The sequence below is a fragment of the Collimonas antrihumi genome, assembly GCF_018304965.1.
Classification (GTDB): Bacteria; Pseudomonadota; Gammaproteobacteria; order Burkholderiales; family Burkholderiaceae_D; genus Collimonas; species Collimonas antrihumi.
In genome coordinates this window covers 77,706-94,807 of sequence record NZ_JAGQED010000016.1, presented here as the reverse complement: position 1 = coordinate 94,807, position 17,102 = coordinate 77,706, and the positions used below count along the sequence as shown (strand labels likewise).

The 17,102-nt window shown below is 55.5% G+C and carries 18 protein-coding genes and 1 tRNA gene; 4 read left to right on the top strand and 15 right to left on the bottom strand.

Annotated elements, in window-relative coordinates; all coding sequences use genetic code 11:
* On the top strand, nucleotides 1-309 hold a 309-nt coding region (locus tag KHU29_RS14570), incomplete at its 5' end, for a transposase (RefSeq protein ID WP_211453503.1).
* A gap of 550 nt (nucleotides 310-859) precedes the next feature.
* Complete coding sequence (locus KHU29_RS14565) at nucleotides 860-2,338, top strand: aminotransferase-like domain-containing protein (protein WP_246542061.1); 1,479 nt, start codon at nucleotides 860-862, stop codon at nucleotides 2,336-2,338.
* Nucleotide 2,339: 1 nt separating this feature from the next.
* Here KHU29_RS14565 and KHU29_RS14560 read toward each other — a convergent pair whose 3' ends face one another.
* The 8 genes from KHU29_RS14560 to pth all read right to left on the bottom strand — a co-directional run bounded on the left by KHU29_RS14560 (nucleotide 2,340) and on the right by pth (nucleotide 10,245).
* Complete coding sequence (locus KHU29_RS14560; protein ID WP_211453502.1) at nucleotides 2,340-2,648, bottom strand: ArsR family transcriptional regulator; 309 nt, start codon at nucleotides 2,646-2,648, stop codon at nucleotides 2,340-2,342.
* A gap of 7 nt (nucleotides 2,649-2,655) precedes the next feature.
* Nucleotides 2,656-4,977, bottom strand: coding sequence for an FdhF/YdeP family oxidoreductase (locus tag KHU29_RS14555; RefSeq protein ID WP_211453501.1), 2,322 nt, complete (start codon nucleotides 4,975-4,977; stop codon nucleotides 2,656-2,658).
* A 171-nt stretch (nucleotides 4,978-5,148) separates the two neighbouring features.
* Nucleotides 5,149-5,592 carry a CzcE family metal-binding protein gene (locus tag KHU29_RS14550; RefSeq protein ID WP_211453500.1) on the bottom strand — a complete coding sequence of 148 codons (444 nt, stop codon included), beginning with the start codon at nucleotides 5,590-5,592 and terminating at the stop codon, nucleotides 5,149-5,151.
* 515 nt (nucleotides 5,593-6,107) lie between these two features.
* Complete coding sequence (locus KHU29_RS14545) at nucleotides 6,108-6,599, bottom strand: DUF6933 domain-containing protein (RefSeq protein ID WP_211453499.1); 492 nt, start codon at nucleotides 6,597-6,599, stop codon at nucleotides 6,108-6,110.
* A gap of 85 nt (nucleotides 6,600-6,684) precedes the next feature.
* On the bottom strand, nucleotides 6,685-7,605 hold the full coding sequence (locus KHU29_RS14540; RefSeq protein ID WP_211453498.1) for a hypothetical protein: 921 nt from the start codon (nucleotides 7,603-7,605) through the stop codon (nucleotides 6,685-6,687).
* Nucleotides 7,602-8,174, bottom strand: a complete 573-nt coding sequence (locus tag KHU29_RS14535) for a DUF6932 family protein (protein WP_211453497.1) — start codon at nucleotides 8,172-8,174, stop codon at nucleotides 7,602-7,604. Before KHU29_RS14535 ends, KHU29_RS14540 begins: the two co-directional genes overlap by 4 nt.
* Before the next feature lie 279 nt (nucleotides 8,175-8,453).
* Nucleotides 8,454-9,545 carry a redox-regulated ATPase YchF gene (gene ychF, locus KHU29_RS14530; protein ID WP_211453496.1) on the bottom strand — a complete coding sequence of 364 codons (1,092 nt, stop codon included), beginning with the start codon at nucleotides 9,543-9,545 and terminating at the stop codon, nucleotides 8,454-8,456.
* 115 nt (nucleotides 9,546-9,660) lie between these two features.
* Nucleotides 9,661-10,245 carry an aminoacyl-tRNA hydrolase gene (gene pth, locus KHU29_RS14525; RefSeq protein ID WP_211453495.1) on the bottom strand — a complete coding sequence of 195 codons (585 nt, stop codon included), beginning with the start codon at nucleotides 10,243-10,245 and terminating at the stop codon, nucleotides 9,661-9,663.
* On the opposite strand from pth, the gene KHU29_RS14520 reads away from it, so the two are divergent.
* Nucleotides 10,238-10,447: a hypothetical protein gene (locus tag KHU29_RS14520; protein ID WP_211453494.1), complete on the top strand. Its 210-nt coding sequence runs from the start codon at nucleotides 10,238-10,240 to the stop codon at nucleotides 10,445-10,447. The genes pth and KHU29_RS14520 overlap by 8 nt on opposite strands.
* Nucleotides 10,448-10,462: 15 nt before the next feature.
* Here KHU29_RS14520 and KHU29_RS14515 read toward each other — a convergent pair whose 3' ends face one another.
* The 7 genes from KHU29_RS14515 to KHU29_RS14485 all read right to left on the bottom strand — a co-directional run bounded on the left by KHU29_RS14515 (nucleotide 10,463) and on the right by KHU29_RS14485 (nucleotide 16,199).
* Nucleotides 10,463-11,089, bottom strand: coding sequence for a 50S ribosomal protein L25/general stress protein Ctc (locus KHU29_RS14515; RefSeq protein ID WP_211453493.1), 627 nt, complete (start codon nucleotides 11,087-11,089; stop codon nucleotides 10,463-10,465).
* Nucleotides 11,090-11,220: 131 nt separating this feature from the next.
* Nucleotides 11,221-12,171, bottom strand: a complete 951-nt coding sequence (locus KHU29_RS14510; protein WP_038485244.1) for a ribose-phosphate pyrophosphokinase — start codon at nucleotides 12,169-12,171, stop codon at nucleotides 11,221-11,223.
* 190 nt (nucleotides 12,172-12,361) lie between these two features.
* Nucleotides 12,362-12,438, bottom strand: a tRNA-Gln gene (locus tag KHU29_RS14505).
* An 89-nt stretch (nucleotides 12,439-12,527) separates the two neighbouring features.
* Nucleotides 12,528-13,412 (bottom strand): 4-(cytidine 5'-diphospho)-2-C-methyl-D-erythritol kinase, encoded by an 885-nt coding sequence (gene ispE, locus KHU29_RS14500; RefSeq protein ID WP_211453492.1) that lies wholly within the window; start codon nucleotides 13,410-13,412, stop codon nucleotides 12,528-12,530.
* Between the two features lie 25 nt (nucleotides 13,413-13,437).
* Nucleotides 13,438-14,136: a lipoprotein insertase outer membrane protein LolB gene (gene lolB / locus KHU29_RS14495; protein WP_246542059.1), complete on the bottom strand. Its 699-nt coding sequence runs from the start codon at nucleotides 14,134-14,136 to the stop codon at nucleotides 13,438-13,440.
* The gene (locus KHU29_RS14490) at nucleotides 14,133-15,965 is read right to left on the bottom strand and encodes a tetratricopeptide repeat protein (RefSeq protein ID WP_246542057.1); all 1,833 of its coding nucleotides are present in this window, start codon (nucleotides 15,963-15,965) and stop codon (nucleotides 14,133-14,135) included. Before KHU29_RS14490 ends, lolB begins: the two co-directional genes overlap by 4 nt.
* A 75-nt stretch (nucleotides 15,966-16,040) precedes the next feature.
* Nucleotides 16,041-16,199, bottom strand: a complete 159-nt coding sequence (locus tag KHU29_RS14485) for a hypothetical protein (protein WP_211453490.1) — start codon at nucleotides 16,197-16,199, stop codon at nucleotides 16,041-16,043.
* Between the two features lie 39 nt (nucleotides 16,200-16,238).
* On the opposite strand from KHU29_RS14485, the gene mutM reads away from it, so the two are divergent.
* Nucleotides 16,239-17,060 carry a bifunctional DNA-formamidopyrimidine glycosylase/DNA-(apurinic or apyrimidinic site) lyase gene (gene mutM / locus KHU29_RS14480; protein WP_211453489.1) on the top strand — a complete coding sequence of 274 codons (822 nt, stop codon included), beginning with the start codon at nucleotides 16,239-16,241 and terminating at the stop codon, nucleotides 17,058-17,060.
* Nucleotides 17,061-17,102 lie beyond the last annotated feature (42 nt).

Sequence of the window (17,102 nt, the reverse complement as noted above, 5' to 3'; positions counted from 1 at the left end):
TGGGGCGATTCGGCGTACATCGGTCAAAAGGAGGCCATTAGCAAGGTGGCGCCAAATGCGCGCGATTTTACCAACCGTCGCGGCACACGTTCTCACGAGCTCACTGAAGAGGAACGCATGACGAATAAGCGCAAATCGAGTGTGCGTGCCAAGGTGGAGCATCCCTTTTACATCATCAAACGCGTCTTCGGCTTTGCCAAGGTGCGCTATCGCGGCATGGTCAAGAATGCGAATCGATTCTTTGTCACCTGTGCGCTGGCTAACTTGTTCATGGTGCGCAAAAAACTGATGCGACTTCAAGGGGCGTAGTACGTCCAGCGTGCGAGAAATCGCACTCGGATGCGCTAAGTCGGGCGATGAACCGCCCGACTTAATCTGATATTCGTAGTCTTGAAGTCGCATTTTTTTGGTTTAAAAAAGTAGCTTTTATTAATATCGGTTTGTTTGGGACTTATTCAGACATTCCTTAACGATATAGTTTGGTTTAATCTCGAATGGTGGATTGCTGACAGTCGGTTTAATGTTCAAGCATATGAACCATCCAATCATCGTGAGCACCTTGTAATCATGTATAACCCTCGATTCAAGCGTTGGACCGGAATGGTTGAAATTCTGGATTACCATCCTGGAAGTGGATGGCAGCTCACGAAACGCGATTGGCTTGATGATACTCCGCCTGCCTATAAGCAATTACTAATGACACAAACTGTAGACCCGTCCGTTTACGAAATGAATTTCGTACACAAATAGATCTTACATACATCAACTACATGAGGAATGGCGATTCATCTCACCCAGGCCCACGCAGAATCCGATGCACATATAATGGCGCAACCATAGTCCCCAGACCGCGCTCAGCTTGAAAACCTCCCGCCGCCAACCGCTGTACCAACGCCTGGCCGAACAGGTGACCGCTTCCGTGCACAGCGGCGTATTGCGGCCCGGCGATCGCGTCAGTTCGGTGCGTCAGGCCAGCCAGCAGCACGGTTTGAGCATCACAACCGTGGTGCGCGCGTATGAATTGCTGGAAAGCCTCGGAGTGATTGAAAGCCATCCGCAGTCGGGCTATTTTGTGCGAGCCCAGTTCGGCCGTGATGCTGCGGCGGCGTCATTGCAGATGTCACCATCGGCCCAGGCTACGCCGGCTGAACCTCACAGATCGCAACCACTGCCGGTATCAGCCGAAGTAGACGTCAGCCGCCATGTATTGGCGACCCTTAAATCGATTCATCAGAACGACGCCATCCCGCTCGGTTCGCCGTATCCCGATCCGACCCTGTTCCCGGCCCGGCGCATCAGCCAATACAACGGCGCCATCCTGCGCAGCGGCGGCCCGCTGGGCGTGCTGGACGATTTGCCGCCCGGCCATCCGGACTTGATCCGGCAGATCGTCCGGCGTCATCTGGAAACCGGCCTCAGCGTCGATCCCGGCGATGTGGTGATCACGGTGGGCGCCACCGAAGCCATCAACCTGTGTTTGCAGGCGGTGGCGAAAGCGGGCGATACGATCGCGGTGGAGTCGCCGACCTTCTACGCGATGCTGCATGCGATCGAGCGGCTTGGCATGCGTGCCATCGAAATACCGACCGATCCGCGCGTGGGGATGGATATCGCAGCGCTGAAAAAAGTCATGCAGAGCCAGCCGATTGCGGCCTGCATGGTAATGCCGAATTTCCAGAATCCGCTGGGTTTTGAAATGCCGGAAGAAAACAAGCGCCAGCTGGTCGAACTGGGCTCACGCTACAACATGCCGATTATCGAAAACGGCGTCTGCAACGAGCTGTATTTCGGCACGGCGCATCCGAGCGTCCTGAAGGCTTACGACAAGCGCGGCATCGTGCTGTATTGCTCATCGTTTTCCAAGAGCCTGACTTCCGCTTACCGCATCGGCTGGACCTTGCCGGGGCGTTATCGGGAGCAGGTGGAAAAGCTGAAATTCCTCAACACGCTCAGCACCTCGACTTTGCCGCAACGGGCTATCGCCGCTTACCTGACGGCTGGCGGCTACGACCGCCATCTGCGCCGGGTGCGGCGCACCTTGCAGCAGCGCTGCGACATCATGAGCGCTTTCGTCGGGCGCTTTTTTCCCGTGGGTACGCGCATTACGCGGCCAACCGGGGGGTATGTGCTGTGGATAGAATTGCCGGCGGCGATCGACTCCATGGCCTTGTATCGGCAAGCACTGGCGGAAGGCATCACGATTGCGCCGGGTCGCTTGTTTTCCACTTCAGACGCCTATCGTAGCTTCATTCGCATGAATTACAGCTACAGCTGGACGCCGCAAATCGAACAGGCTATACGCCGCCTCGGCGAAATACTGGCTGCCATGCTGGAGTAGATCACGCCGTCTCGGCAGCCTGACGCTCATCCAGTGCATCGAAAATCGCCATCCCGAATTCGGTCAGTGAAGCGCGGCCGGCGCCGTCTTCGTTGAGAGCGACGCTGACAATTTCAGCATCTTCCAGGGCGCTAAGATTACGTCGCAACGTACTCATGCGTTGCTCGACCCGCTTGTTGAGTTTTGCCAGCGACATTCCTGGTTCGGCGCATTGGTTGCGTTGGTTGTGGCCGCGCTCGTCGATAGCAGCGGCATGCAGTGCGGACAAGATCGCCAGCACTGCATCGTCAATCTGATCATCCCGGTTCATCGTCGGATCACGCCGCCATCTGCATGGAGCGGCGCATCAGCACCGGGATCGATTTCGATGTCGGCGTACGCGCCTGGTCGGCGAAGCTGTTGAGCGGCACCAGCGGATTGGTTTCCGGATAGTAGCCACTGATGCAGCCGCGCGGAATATCGTATTCCACCAACAGGAAACGGTCGGCGCGGCGCTCGATGCCGTCGTCCCAGACACCGATCAGATCGACCCAGTCGCCCGGCGCAAAACCCAGCATCTGGATATCGAGCAGATTGGCAAATACAACGCGCCGTTGTCCAAATACGCCGCGATAACGGTCGTCCAGTCCATAGATGGTGGTGTTGTACTGATCATGCGAACGGGTGGTCATCAGTACCATCAGTTCGGGACCGTATTTGCGGCGCGCCTGGTGAATCGGCGTGTCCTTGGGAATCGCATGCACGATGAACCGGGCCCGGCCGCTGGTAGTTTTCCAGACCCGCTCACGCGACGCCACGCCAAGGTGGAAGCCGCCTGGCTGCTTTATGCGCAGGTTGTAATCCTTGAAGGCGTCGTACACCTTTTCGATGTCGTCGCGGATCAGGGCGTAGTCATTGACATAGTCCAGCCAGCGCGTGCGGCTCTGTTTCAGCGTGGCGTGCGCCAGGCGCGCGACAATGTCGATTTCCGACAGACAGGTTTTGGCAACGGGCTTGTTGATGCCGTAGGAAATGTGCACCATGCTCATCGAGTCCTCGACGGTCACGCCTTGCGGCCCGCTCTCCTGCAGGTCGATTTCGGTACGCCCCATGGTCGGCAGGATCAAGGCGTCCTTGCCGTGGATCAGATGGCTGCGATTCAGTTTGGTGGTGATGTGGACGGTCAGTGCGCAAGACTGCAACGCCTGCCAGGTGCGCGGTGTGTCTGGCGTTGCCATGGCGAAGTTGCCGCCGAGTCCGATGAATACCTTGACCAGTCCTTGCAACATCGCTTCAATCGTACCGACCACGTCGAGACCATGCTCACGCGGCGGCTTGAAGCCGTATACCTGCTCGATGCGATCGAGGAAAGCGGCAGTCGGTTTTTCGTCGATGCCGACGGTGCGGTCGCCTTGCACGTTAGAGTGACCGCGGACCGGGCACAAGCCAGCGCCGGGGCGGCCGATATTGCCGCGCAATAGCATCAGGTTGGAGACCATCTGGATCGTCGCGACGCCGTGCTTGTGCTGGGTCAAGCCCATGCCCCAGGTAGCGATGACGTTTTTGCCACGCACGTACACTTGCGTCAGTCGTTCGATGTCGTCCCGGCTGACACCCGATTCAGTGACGATGTCGTCCCAGCTTTCGGCCCGGATGTCGGCCGCGAACTCTTCAAAGTAGGCTGTGTGTTCGGTGATGAAGCCGACGTCGATTACGCGTTCGGTCTGGTCTTGCTGCGCCAGATCGTCCAGTTCCAGTACCCGCTTGATGACGCCCTTGACCAGCGCCAGGTCACCGCACAGGGTAGGGCGGATAAACATGTTGCTGATGCTGGTGCCGGAGCGCGACAGCATGTCGGATGGATGTTGCGGGCTGGCGAAGCGCTCCAGGCCGCGCTCGCGCAATGGATTGATGGAGACGATGGCGGCGCCGCGCTTGGCGCATTCGCGCAACTCGCCCATCATGCGCGGATGGTTGGTGGCGGGATTCTGGCCGAAGATCAGGAAGGTATCGGCCAGGTCGAAATCGTCCAGCGTTACAGTACCCTTGCCGACACCTACGGTCTCCGGCAAGCCGACGCTGGTCGGCTCGTGGCACATGTTGGAGCAATCGGGAAAGTTGTTGGTGCCGTATTCGCGCACAAATAGTTGATATAGAAATGCGGCTTCGTTGCTGGTGCGGCCGGAAGTGTAGAACGATGCCTGGTTCGGATCGTCCAGCGTGTTCAGGTGATCGCTCATCAGGTTGAATGCGTCTTGCCAGGAGATCGGCTGGTATTTGTCGCTGGCGGCGTCGTACGCCATTGGTTCGGTCAGGCGGCCGTGTTCTTCCAGTTCGTAGTCCGATTGCTGTAGCAATGCGCTGACGCTGTTTTGCGCAAAAAAATCTGCCGTGACACGCTTGGAGGTCGCTTCCGCCGCCACCGCCTTGGCGCCGTTTTCGCAGAATTCAAAGGTCGATGCATGATCGCGATCCGGCCAGGCGCAGCCGGGACAGTCGAAGCCGTCCGGCTGATTCTGCGCCAGCAGGGTACGCACGCCACCGCCCGGCACTTTCTCTTTCAACAGGTGCAAAGCTACATATTTCAAGGCACCCCAGCCGCCGGCAGGGTGGTTGTATTGCTGGATTTTCTGGTCGCTCAATTTTGTTCCCCGGAGCATCACGCGCAAATCGCGCAGAGTCCGTGGGAGTGTAATTGGCACCCGCTGATAGCAGCATGTACAGTCGATGCGATGCTTTTGGAGTACAGTTACAATTTACGATGTAGCTGTGCTTTTTATTGTTTTCATTGCGTTTTCAGGGTGAATTACCGGGTTGTTGTTTTGGTTTGGCTATTTATGACCACCGCCGCTCCCGCCGCCATGGCCACCGCTACCGCTCGTAAAGTCACCCCCGTGACCGCCGCCATGATCTCCATGTCCGCCATGCCCTCCATGGCGACCGCCGTCACCGCCGCCGGCATAGAGAGGATTAGCGGCGACATAGGCTGTGACCCTGTGGTCAAGAATGCCCGGTGGCGCAGTCTGATTCAGATCGAATTTATCAATATAGTCGGCGCCGTCAAAATTCCAGGCAAATGATTTGTCGCCCACGACGAATTTAATGATTTCACCGCCGGTTACATTTACGTAGCTTGTATCTGGAGCGATAACAATGGTGCGCGTGGCGGCGGTTACTACCGCGGGATCGCCCAGAAGATCGAGTCTGGGTGGTAATGAGCAGGCAGCGCAAAGCGTAGTCGCAACAATTGTCGGGATAAGCAATTTGGCGTTCATGGCTCCTCCTGGAACAGATGTGGTGAGAGGGCAACATGCGGATGTCGCGGGCCACAATTCGTTTGAGTGCGTCGTACCTGGCTTTGTTCATCGATGTTTGATACAGAAAAGCCCGGCGCTCATTCCGCGATTTGCGGGGAGAGGGTCGGACCTTGCTATTTTTGAGTCGGGTGGCTGCCTAGCTGGCATTCACCAAATTCGACGCGGCTGGCGTTCTCGGAAATTAACGAACACCTTCTTTGCGCCACTCATCTGCCGTCACTCGAACGAGTTGCTGATTCTTTGTTACTACGATTGCAGTTCGTACGTACAGCCAGTTCTCGCCATCCGCACTGCGCGCCGCATCGCTATTAATGAACCAGCCAGGTCTTTGTCCTTGGCCTTGTCAAGTTCTTGTTGCGTCATAACCTTTCTCCCCACTCAATCAATAAAGGTTTGTCACCGGCACGAAACATCGGCGAATAACTGATGCGGGAATGCTGTGGCCGGTCTGTTGCATTTGTGTATTTACCAACTCAAACAACCTGATATTCCACGACATCCTTTAGGAGCCTCGCCGGGCAGTTGTACTTGATCGGGCTGCACGGCGTATCTGCAAGCCGCATCGACAATATTATTAAATCGGATGATTCGGGATATTCTCTGCAAGTTTCCGCCAGAAATGAAAATTCGTTCATTATCCCGACTACGCTACGGTTGGCTGTTTTGGCGAAACCGACTTCTGCCATTGCCGCTACCTCGCGCCCGATAAATGCCGAATCGACGCCATGAGCTGTCAGCACGGTAGCCAACTGAGAAGGGAATCGTTTTGCTGTGGTGGTAGCGGATGCCAAGGGCATCAGCACGGGCAAGAGCGTTCGTTCGTTGACGAACAACACGAGTTGTGGCTTCCAGAACAATGCCGTGGCATACCAGTTGCCAAGTGCGGTTGTCGGTGCCAATACCGAGGTAGTGATTGGCTCCTTTATACGATCCAGCAATTTCTTGGTGCCGTGCAGGACATACATAGACTTGTGTGGCTCCCTTTCATTGCTCTTACCGCAGACCGACGTCGAACAGCCAGCGGATCCCGGCAGTCTTCTTTAGTTCCAGTTACGTGCCACGTAAGCGGACTGCCGACATCTCTGGCAAGGTGAAGCGTGGCCGTCCTTTACCTACTTGGATAACATGCAGCTTCAAGTTCACGGGTTTGTGGAGCCACTCGCGGTTAAGAAGGTCCGGGTCTTCAATGGCGATATCGACGTTGCCCTTCAAAATCCCTCTTTGATCGGTAAGCTTGAACTCGAAGGTTCGGCTGTTCGGAAGTATGCCCTGAAACTCGCCGGTGTATTCCTCATCTCGTTCATGAATGTTATCTTCTTGTAGTCGTTCGACAGAAATCTGCAGTTGTTCGATACCTTGATAGCGGAAAAATTGATCCTTGAACTCTAGACCACACCAAGCCTGCTGTTGAGCCAAATATCCCAAAAACTCTACAACTTTCTTCACTGCTCTAGGGTGAATTGCTTCGACCAATTCAGTGACTTCGTCATCCGACCCCTCAGCGGACACGCGTAGTAGCTCTTGCATCTTTTCTAGGGCCAATTCCATCTTGCAGGGCTCTGGAAATAGATCGTCCTGCTGGCTGGGTAATTCGAATTCAAATCCGAACGAGCCGATTGCAGTTCCAGTGATGAGAAGCTGATTCTTTTCTTTATCTGGAATGGGGCCCATATATCCGAGGCTTTCGTTCAAACCCGCGACTACTGCGGCAAAGGCATCCGCAAAGGCTCCAGCAGCTTTGGTGCCGAAATCTGCTGCAATACCGTGACTGCCAAAAACAGGATGGCCGCGAAAGGTCAAGTTTGCTTTTTTTCTCTGCAGATCATTGGACAGACTATTGAAAATAGTTCGGGCGGAGGCCAGTCGCTCCTCAAATGCCAGTCTTTCAATCACATTCTCCTGTGGGATTGAAGCTAGAATAGATTCCAATTCCTTGATTTCGGAGGAGAGCGCGAGATGTTCGTGGCTCATGGCGTTGTTCCCCCTGCGCGCATCACACTTAAAACTTGTCCCGCATCGACATCTTCTTGTGGGTCGAGATCAACCTGTACGAACCCCTTCCAAGTGCCATCGCGCCTATGCGACCACATGCTGTACCAGTAACTGATCTGGCGAATTTGCACTGCGCTAGTCGGTTCACCTAGAATATGCGGATAGGCATCGACTGAATATGTGGCCTTAACATGGTTGTTGCTTAATAGATTACCTGCTTTGGTAAGCAAGGTAATCTGAGTTTCGCCAACTGGAAGGTGAAAATAAGTGACGACATCCATGTCATTCGGCGAACGCAATTCTTGTGTTTCGACATTTTCCATAAAGCTTCCATCCAGCCACTGGAATCCGGAAACGAGCCCAAGCTTGTGGAGTGCCGCACGGTAATTGAGAAATCCCTGAAGAATTGCGATACGCTTGGGGGACGAGGCAAATTGCTCAATTACTTCACAGAGTGGCGCCGGATAAGGGGATCGATCTGCGCCGTGGCCCAATTCGCCGGGACGAATTGGCGGTAAAATTCCCGACATAGTCCACGCTGGAATCATCCCTTTTTCCCGGCGCAGTAGAGACAAATATCCGTTCGTTGCGGTCCGCTCATCAGTCTTCCCCCTGCTTTGTGATATTCAATTGCGACTGCGCGATCTGATTCCCGTCTACCAAATGTCATAGCCTGAGAGCTATTACCTATGATACACGCCTGGTATCTATATGAGTCCCATAGGTATATTTTCCGCTCCATTGTCTTATCAATCGACACAAATTCAGACTGTGCCTAAGGCAAATATGGAGCGGCTATTGTTATTTCAAACGTTGGCGAGAAAGTATTAGACGTTAAACAGGAAATTCAAAACGTCGCCGTCCTTGACCACATATTCCTTGCCTTCAGCACGCATCTTGCCGGCTTCCTTGGCGCCTTGTTCACCCTTGTGGCTGATGAAATCGTCATAGGCGATGGTTTGGGCGCGGATGAAGCCGCGTTCGAAGTCGGTGTGGATCACGCCTGCTGCCTGCGGTCCGGTGTCGCCGACATGGATAGTCCATGCCCGTACTTCCTTGACGCCAGCGGTAAAGTAGGTTTGCAGGCCGAGCAGCTTGAAGGCGGCGCGGATCAGGCGGTCCAGGCCAGGTTCTTCCATGCCCATGTCGGCCAGAAATTCGTGCTTGTCAGCGTCGTCCAGATCGGCGATTTCCGATTCGATGGCGGCGCAGATGGCGACGATAGGCGCATTTTGCGAAGCCGCGTAGGCAGTCAACTGATCCAGCAGGGGATTGTTGGTGAAGCCGTGGTCGGAAACATTGGCGACATACATGGCCGGCTTGGCGGTGATCAGGCACAGCGGCTTGATCAGGGCCATTTCTTCGGCGTCGAGACCGCAGGCACGTATCGGCTTGGCTTGATCCAGTTCCGGCATCAGGCGTTCCAGCAGGGCGACCAGTTTGGCGGCATCCTTGTCGCCGGAGCGGGCTTTCTTGTTTTCGCGATGGATGGCTTTTTCAACCGTGCCCATGTCGGCCAGCGCCAGCTCGGTCTGGATCACGTCGATATCGTCCAGCGGATTGATTTTGCCGGCTACGTGGATCACGTTGTCGTCCTCAAAGCAGCGTACGACGTTGACGATGGCGTCGGTTTCGCGGATGTGGGCGAGGAACTGGTTGCCCAGGCCTTCACCCTTGGAGGCGCCAGCCACCAGGCCGGCGATATCGACAAATTCCACGGTCGCCGGCAGGATGCGCTCCGGCTTGACGATCTCGGCCAGCGCCTTCAGGCGCGGATCAGGCACCTCTACCATGCCGACGTTCGGCTCGATGGTGCAGAAAGGATAGTTTTCTGCCGGAATGCCTGCTTTAGTCAGGGCATTGAAGAGGGTGGATTTGCCGACGTTGGGGAGGCCGACGATGCCGCATTTGAGACTCATGATATGGACTTTAAATAGAGTGAATTATTGGAGCTAACCCGCTATTTTACCGGATGCAGCGGCGGCAATCGTATTGGCGGGTTTTAGCGACGCATTTTAGTGACTTATTTAGTGGCTATTTAGCGGTATGCAACTGCATGGTCGCAGCCTCGAATTTACCTTCGCACAGCTGCGGGATGATTTTCAGGCTGTCGCTGATCGCATCTTCGATCAGCGGTTGTTCATCCTTGCGCGGGCGATGCAGTACAAAATCGGCAACTACCTGCTGCAGGTTCAACGTGCGTGGATGACCGATACCCAGCCGCAGGCGCCAGTAATCCTGGGTGCCAAGGGCGGCAGTGATGTCTTTTAAACCATTATGTCCGCCCGAAGAGCCGCCTTTTTTCAGTTTGGCGCTGCCTGGAGGCAGATCCAGCTCATCATGCACTACCAGGATTTCTTCCGCCGCGATCTTGTAGAAACGCGCCAGTGCACCGACCGATTGACCGGAGCGATTCATGTAAGTCTGCGGTTCCAGCAGCCAGACTTCCTGGCCGGCGATGCTGGTCTTGGCGACGAAGGCGTTGAAGCGCGCTTCCCTGGCCAGTTTGCGGCCGAGCTCGTTGGCCAGATTATCGACCAGCCAGAAGCCGGCATTGTGGCGCGTTTGCTCGTATTCCGGGCCGGGATTACCGAGGCCGACGATGAGACGAATGGACATAGGTTTGCTTTGTACTTTTTTGGGTTTTGCCGATTTCGACCTGGCTGCTTTTGAGCTTGCCGGTTTTGACCTGGCTGATTATCGCGGATATTGCGCGCTAGCGTCCAATCCCGGCCCGGCGATTTATCTTAATCAGCTTTGCAACAATAAAAAACCCGCCACGAAGGCGGGTTTTTCGACCAGAAAACCACTCTGGCTCTGACAAATACGAATGCTATTACTTCTTGTCAGCAGCAGGAGCTTCAGCAGCTGGTGCAGCTGCAGCGGCAGGCGCTTCAGCTTCAACCTTGCCGGCTGGGATCGATGCAGTAGCGATAGTCAGGTTTTCTTGCGAAACCGCTGTCACGCCCTTAGGCAATTTCAGATCAGCCAAGTGGATCGAGTGACCGACTTCGATGTTGGTCAGGTCGACTTCGACGAATTCTGGCAGGTCGGCAGGCAAGCAAGTGATGTCCAGGTCAGCGATAACGTGGCTGATGATGGCGCCAGACAATTTCACCGCAGGAGCTACGTCTGCATTGATGAAGTGCAGAGGCACTTTAACGTGAATTGTTTGTTTTGCATCAACGCGCTGGAAGTCAGCGTGCAATACCAGTTGTTTGTATGCGTGGACTTGGAAGTCGCGCAGCAGAACTTTCTGTACCGAACCGTCGATTTCGAGGTCGAGGATCGAGGAGTGGAAAGTTTCTTTTTTCAACGCGTGGTACAGCGCATTGTGGTCCAGCGAGATATTTACCGGCGCTTCGGAACCACCATAAACGATACCTGGGGTTTGGCCAGCATTGCGCAGGCGGCGGCTCGCTCCGGTCCCCTGCTCTTTGCGTACAAATGCGATTACTTTCATTTTGAAGCTCCATTGTGTGCCGGATAGAAGTCCGGCGGTAAAAACCCTCCGCGACCAGAGGGTTTTGTTAGCCTGCCAGGTCCGCCTTGCGGCAGACCCAACAGGGAATACGAATTCAGTATGCTAAATAATTACTCAGCAAACAGCGACATGACCGAATCGCCCTTGGTAATGCGCTTGAACGTTTCAGCCAGCAACTCCGCACATGACAACTGGCGGATCTTGCCGCACGCCTTGGCTTCTGCCGACAGCGGGATAGTATCGACAACTACCAGCTCATCCAGCGGCGAGTTGACGATGCGCTCAAGGGCCGGGCCGGACAACACCGGATGTGTACAGTAAGCCACTACTTTCTTGGCGCCGCGCTCTTTCAATACTTCGGCTGCCTTGGTCAGGGTGCCGGCGGTATCGACCATGTCATCCATGATCACGCAGTTACGGCCTTCGACTTCACCGATGATGTTCATGACTTCAGACACATTCGCCTTCGGCCGGCGCTTGTCGATGATCGCCAGGTCGCAATTCAGGCGTTTTGCCAGTGCACGGGCGCGAACCACGCCGCCGACGTCCGGCGATACGACCAGCAGGTCGTCGTAATTCTTGCTAACCAGGTCGCCCAGCAAAATCGGCGATGCGTAAATATTGTCGACCGGAATGTCGAAGAAGCCTTGAATCTGGTCAGCGTGCAGATCCATGATCAAGACACGTTCGACACCGGCTTCTTGCAACATGTTGGCGACAACCTTGGCGGAGATGGCAACCCGCGCCGAGCGTGGGCGGCGGTCTTGCCGTGCGTAGCCATAATAAGGAATCGCAGCGGTAATCCGGCCGGCCGAGGCACGCTTCAAGGCATCGACCATCAACATGATTTCCATCAGGTTGTCATTGGTCGGCGCGCACGTCGATTGCAGCACGAATACGTCTTTGCCACGTACGTTCTCGTTAATCTCGACCATTACTTCGCCGTCGGAGAATTTAGTAACGTTGGCTTTGCCTAGCGGGATACCGAGTTGCTTGGCAACTCCAATAGCTAGTTCCGGGTTTGCGTTGCCGGTAAAAACCATCAGGTTTTCGTTTGCCATGGATATCCCTGGATACTGTCGTTAAAAAGTTGAAAAGCCGACAATGCCAGACTGGTGCAGTCTTGCGTTGGCGGCTTATGTGTTCGCTGTGTGCAGTTTTGTATTTCTGATGTGGTCTTGCGTGACCCGGCGTAATGTAGCTGCCGCTGTAAGACCAAATTTCCTGCTGGACATTATTGTCCGTATTTAATGGCAGGGGAAGAAGGATTCGAACCTTCGAATGCTGGAATCAAAATCCAGTGCCTTAACCAGCTTGGCGATTCCCCTACGCAACTTGTTGTCTACCATAAATCCGCGCCGTGTTTATTCAACACTGCGCTTGAATCTGATGCTAAACCGAATTCTGTACTTCTTTACTACTTCAGCAACCCCGCGAGCGGATGTTCCTGCATCGCCTTGGTTTTCCATGCTTTCCAGTGACGCGGTACCAGTTTCAGTACTTCCTCAGCCTCGTTTTCTTGCGTAAAGCCACAAAAGACACAGGCGCCGGATCCGGTCATTCTGGCATCTCCGTAATTACTGAGCCATTTGATGGCATCGGCAACTTCCGGGAACTGCTTGGTAGCCACAGGTTCCAAATCGTTTTTTCCGAAAAGCTTTTTAGTACCTATCGAAAAGTCCGTCATTTTGACGGGTTTCGTACACCTTGTCAATTCCGAACTTGAAAAAATTAATGCAGTCGGAATTGTTACGCCGGGCTGAATTATAACGAACCACTGGGCAGGAGTGTCAAGCATTTGTAAGGTTTCTCCTATTCCTTCGGCAAATGCATTCCGTCCGAACAGGAAAAACGGCACGTCGGCGCCCAGTTGCAGACCCAAAACCATTAATTCTTCACGCGACAGGCCGCCTTCCCAGAGATGGTTCAGCGCCATCAGCGCGGTGGCGGCGTCGGAAGAGCCGCCGCCCAGTCCGCCGCCCATAGGGAGATTTTTTTCGATGCGGATGTTTGCGCCTAATGCTGCAAGGGGAGTTCCTGCCTCGCCGGCTTTTTCACGAATCGCGTTTTGCAGCAATCTGGCGGCGCGGACGATCAGGTCGTTTTCTTCCGGCACGCCCGCAACCGCGGTGGTGCGGCGGATCTGTTCGTCGGCGCGCACTTCGAAATGCAAAAGATCGTTGAAATCGACCAGCTGGAATACGGTTTGCAGCAGATGATAGCCATCCGGGCGGCGTCCGGTGACGTGTAAAAACAGATTCAGCTTGGCCGGCGCCGGGCAGTTGTTCAGCGTGCGTGTCATTACAAACTCAGTGATATCAGTGTATTTAGTGTGGCTGGCGGCTGTCGATGACGATGCGGATCGCGACGTCGCCGGCTTGCGTGGCATTGCGCGCCAAGTCTATCCGCTTCGGATAGCTTTCGGCGCCGCTGCCCAGGTCTTGCCAGTTGGTATATTGGATTAGCCAGTTGTCGGCGGTCTTGACGCTGAAACTGTCGGCGGCAGCTGGCGGGATTGCTGTGAAACGCTGGCCGGCGGCGCTCTGGCCAAAGCCCTGTAGCCAGTCGCGCAGGCCGGCAATCGGCAACGGCCAGCCCAGCGCCTGCACCGTCAGCGCATCGACATCGCTGGCGCTGCGCACGGGCTGTCCGCTTTGCTTGAGTGTTGCCTGGTCAGCCGCAATATTGATGGTGGCCAGGGTCTGTCCCAGCGGCGACAGCAGGGTGATCACGGTTTCCTGCTTGTCTTGCGACCAGGTAAAGCTGCCGTGCATCGCCTGGTCTTTGCCGTTTTGCTGGTAACGTATCGAGAGGCGGCCGCTGACGTCGATGGCTTGATGATATTGTCGCGCGGCGGCGGCGGCGGTGGTGGCGGTGGTTGTTGTAGTTGCGCCGGTCGGTGTGGATGAGGGCGACAAAGTGCTGCAGCCGCTAAGCACAACGGCGGCCAAGGTAACCGCTGCCAGGCCGCTGCGTCCGAGTGGCGCTCGCATCAGCCATATGGTCTTGCCCGGGATTTGCATCATAAGCTGGCACCCAGCCGTGTCAGTGTGTTTTTCAGCGCGTCGTTTTGCGGATCTTTCTGGCGCACTTCACGCCACAATTTTTGCGCGTCGGTTTTTTGGCCCTTAACCCACAGGACTTCACCCAGGTGCACGCCGATTTCCGGATCGGGCAGCAAGCCGTAAGCGCTACGCAGCCGTGACTCGGCTTCGTTCAGATTGCCCATGCGGTATTGCACCCAGCCCATGCTGTCGACAATGAAGGGGTCTTGCGGCGCCAGCGCCAGCGCTTTCTGAATCAGCGCCAGCGCTTCCGGCAAGCGGATATTGCGCTCTGCCAGCGAGTAGCCGAGCGCGTTATACGCTTGCTGGTTCTCCGGCGCCAGCGCGATCAGTTTGCGCAGCGCGGTTTCCATGGCGCTCAGGTTGTTCAGCTTTTCGGCCGCCATGGCGTAGTCGTACAGCAGGTCGGGATTATCAGGCTGCGTCTTGAGCGCAGTCTCCAGGACTTTGAACGCTTCTTGCGGACGTTTGGATTCTCGCAGCAATTGTGCCTCGACCTGAGTTACCTGGGCCTTTTCATGTTCGCCATTGGTGTCGATCTCGGCCAGCACCCGGCGCGCGCCGTTCAGGTCGCCGCGTTTGGACAGCAGCTGGGCGCGCCGCAACTGGGCGTCCAGGTAGGCATCGCCCGGCTCGACTTGCGCCAGCCATTTCAGCGCGGTATCGGTGTCGTTCCGATCGGCGGCAATCTGTGCCAGGATCAGCAAGGCCTGGGTGCTGTCGCGCGCTTCGTTCGGATGCTGGCTCAACTGGTCGACGTAACTGGTCAGGTAGCGTTCAGCAGCCTTGGTGTCGCCGATCTGCGCATTTAACAGGCCGAGCGCCAGCAGGGTGGTCACATCCTGCTTGTCGCTTTTGAGCAGGATTTCAAATTGACTGCGCGCTTGTTCATACTTCTTCTGGTCGATCAGGGTACGCGCATAAGCTACCCGCACTTCACGCGAACCCGGATATCTCTTGAGGAAATCGGTCAGGATGGGTTCGACATCTTTACTGTCCGGCGCGACTTGCGCGCTGGTCAGGATCGCCAATTCAGAATCGGGCTTGAGATTCAGTGCAATTCTCGCTTCCTCTTGGGCGCGGATGCTATTTCCCGTGCCAAAGGCTTGCTGCGCCAGCGCCAGATGCGCTTCCGACGTCGCGGTGTAGGGCGTGACCAGTTGTTCCAGCAAGGTAAATGCAGCGGCCTTGTCTTGCGCCCGCGCCAGCAAACGCTGGATCTGCAGCATCATCACGCCACGTGCTTGCGGCGGTGCGTTTTGCAGGCGCTTTTCAAGAATTGGCCTGGCCTCTGCCAGATTGTTGCTTAGCATGATGAAGCCGAGATAATACTGGGTTGCCTCGTCCGAATCGGGGGCCAGCTCACGCCACAGGCGGATGGCGACCAGCGCTTCGTTGGCTTGTTTGGCGCTGAGCGCCATTTCGGCGGCGCGCCGGGCCAGGCGCGGGTCGCGTGTTTGCTGGGCCGCTCCCAGCAGTGTCACATAGGCGGATTGCCAGTTGCCGCGCTGAAAAGCAATTTCAGAACTGAGTACCTTGAACAGGAGTTCCTTGGTCAACGCTACCGCCGGCAGATGTTCTTCCGGTGGCTTGACCGGCATCACTCTGGGCGTTAGCTTGCGGCTCGTGATCTGCTCGGGACTGGCCGTGGGAGCAACTGCGGGGGAAGAAGTGATAACGGCACCAGTACCAGTAGCAGCGTCAGGATTTGTAGCATCGTTGCCCGGCGTTACACCGGCGCAAGCCGACAGCAAGGTGGAGAGCGTTACAATGGCAAGGGTTTTTTTCAAGGGAATATCCTGGCTTGGCATGCATTTGTAGAGACCTGATGTAGAAAATCAAAAATAAAGATTACATTCAGGTCCTTAGTCATTTCCTGAAAACCGGTTTTCAGAGGTAATCTTGATTTTACGCCCAACCAGAGAGCAATGCGCAGCCGCAGCCTGCGGATTTGTTTCAAAAAGTACATAAAAAGTGGTTGAATGGAAGTTGAGTTGCAGTTGAGTTGCAGTTGAGTTAGCCATGCCATTTAAGAATTTTCCATGCGAGAACGTATCTGAACCATGCCCGAATTACCCGAAGTTGAAGTGACGCGACGCGGCGTTGCGCCGCATCTCGACGGTCGTGCGGTGACTGCCGTTACCTTTCGCCATCGCGGCCTGCGTTGGCCGTTTCCGCTCGATTTGCCGGAACTGCTGATCGGCCACAAGATACGCAGCACTGGCCGCCGCGGTAAGTATCTATTGCTGCGCTTCGATCACGGCACCGTGATTATCCATCTGGGGATGTCCGGGCATCTACGTATCCTGGAGCTTGGCGTTGAGCCGCAAAAGCATGACCATTTCGATCTGGTGGTTGGCCGGCAGCTGCTGCGGCTGACCGATCCGCGCCGTTTCGGCGCGGTACTCTGGCACGCCGATACCGACGGTCCGGTGGAGCAGCACGTGCTGCTGGCAGGATTGGGGCTTGAACCGCTGGAAGATATTTTCTCCGCGCAGATTCTTTATCAAAAGACGCGTAACCGCAGCGCGCCGATCAAGCAGGTGCTGCTGGCCGGCGACATTGTGGTCGGGGTCGGCAATATATACGCTTCCGAGAGTCTGTTCCGCGCCGGCATCAATCCGAAAACGCCAGCGCATCGCATCAGCCTGGCACGCTACGAACGGCTGGTTGATGCCATTCGGATAATTTTAGCGGCGGCAATTGACAAGGGCGGCAGCACTTTACGTGATTTTATTGGTGCCGATGGTCAATCTGGCTACTTCCAACAGAGCTATTTCGTCTATGATCGTGCTGGGTTGCCGTGTAGAAATTGCGGAACCTTGATTACGCAGATTAAACAAGGGCAGCGTTCGACGTTTTATTGCAAAAAATGTCAGAAATGAATATGTGTGAAATGCGTGTCTGAAATGCATGTCGGAAATGCA

Bases quoted from the DNA above. Each gene is read 5' to 3' on its own strand.
- KHU29_RS14560 (WP_211453502.1), bottom strand. From the start codon at position 2,648: ATGAACCGGGATGATCAGATTGACGATGCAGTGCTGGCGATCTTGTCC.
- KHU29_RS14555 (WP_211453501.1), bottom strand. From the start codon at position 4,977: ATGCTCCGGGGAACAAAATTGAGCGACCAGAAAATCCAGCAATACAAC.
- KHU29_RS14550 (WP_211453500.1), bottom strand. From the start codon at position 5,592: ATGAACGCCAAATTGCTTATCCCGACAATTGTTGCGACTACGCTTTGC.
- KHU29_RS14545 (WP_211453499.1), bottom strand. From the start codon at position 6,599: ATGTATGTCCTGCACGGCACCAAGAAATTGCTGGATCGTATAAAGGAG.
- KHU29_RS14540 (WP_211453498.1), bottom strand. From the start codon at position 7,605: ATGAGCCACGAACATCTCGCGCTCTCCTCCGAAATCAAGGAATTGGAA.
- KHU29_RS14535 (WP_211453497.1), bottom strand. From the start codon at position 8,174: ATGATTCCAGCGTGGACTATGTCGGGAATTTTACCGCCAATTCGTCCC.
- ychF (WP_211453496.1), bottom strand. From the start codon at position 9,545: ATGAGTCTCAAATGCGGCATCGTCGGCCTCCCCAACGTCGGCAAATCC.
- KHU29_RS14520 (WP_211453494.1), top strand. From the start codon at position 10,238: ATGGACATAGGTTTGCTTTGTACTTTTTTGGGTTTTGCCGATTTCGAC.
- pth (WP_211453495.1), bottom strand. From the start codon at position 10,245: ATGTCCATTCGTCTCATCGTCGGCCTCGGTAATCCCGGCCCGGAATAC.
- KHU29_RS14515 (WP_211453493.1), bottom strand. From the start codon at position 11,089: ATGAAAGTAATCGCATTTGTACGCAAAGAGCAGGGGACCGGAGCGAGC.
- KHU29_RS14510 (WP_038485244.1), bottom strand. From the start codon at position 12,171: ATGGCAAACGAAAACCTGATGGTTTTTACCGGCAACGCAAACCCGGAA.
- ispE (WP_211453492.1), bottom strand. From the start codon at position 13,412: ATGACACGCACGCTGAACAACTGCCCGGCGCCGGCCAAGCTGAATCTG.
- lolB (WP_246542059.1), bottom strand. From the start codon at position 14,136: ATGATGCAAATCCCGGGCAAGACCATATGGCTGATGCGAGCGCCACTC.
- KHU29_RS14485 (WP_211453490.1), bottom strand. From the start codon at position 16,199: ATGGCTAACTCAACTGCAACTCAACTGCAACTCAACTTCCATTCAACC.
- mutM (WP_211453489.1), top strand. From the start codon at position 16,239: ATGCCCGAATTACCCGAAGTTGAAGTGACGCGACGCGGCGTTGCGCCG.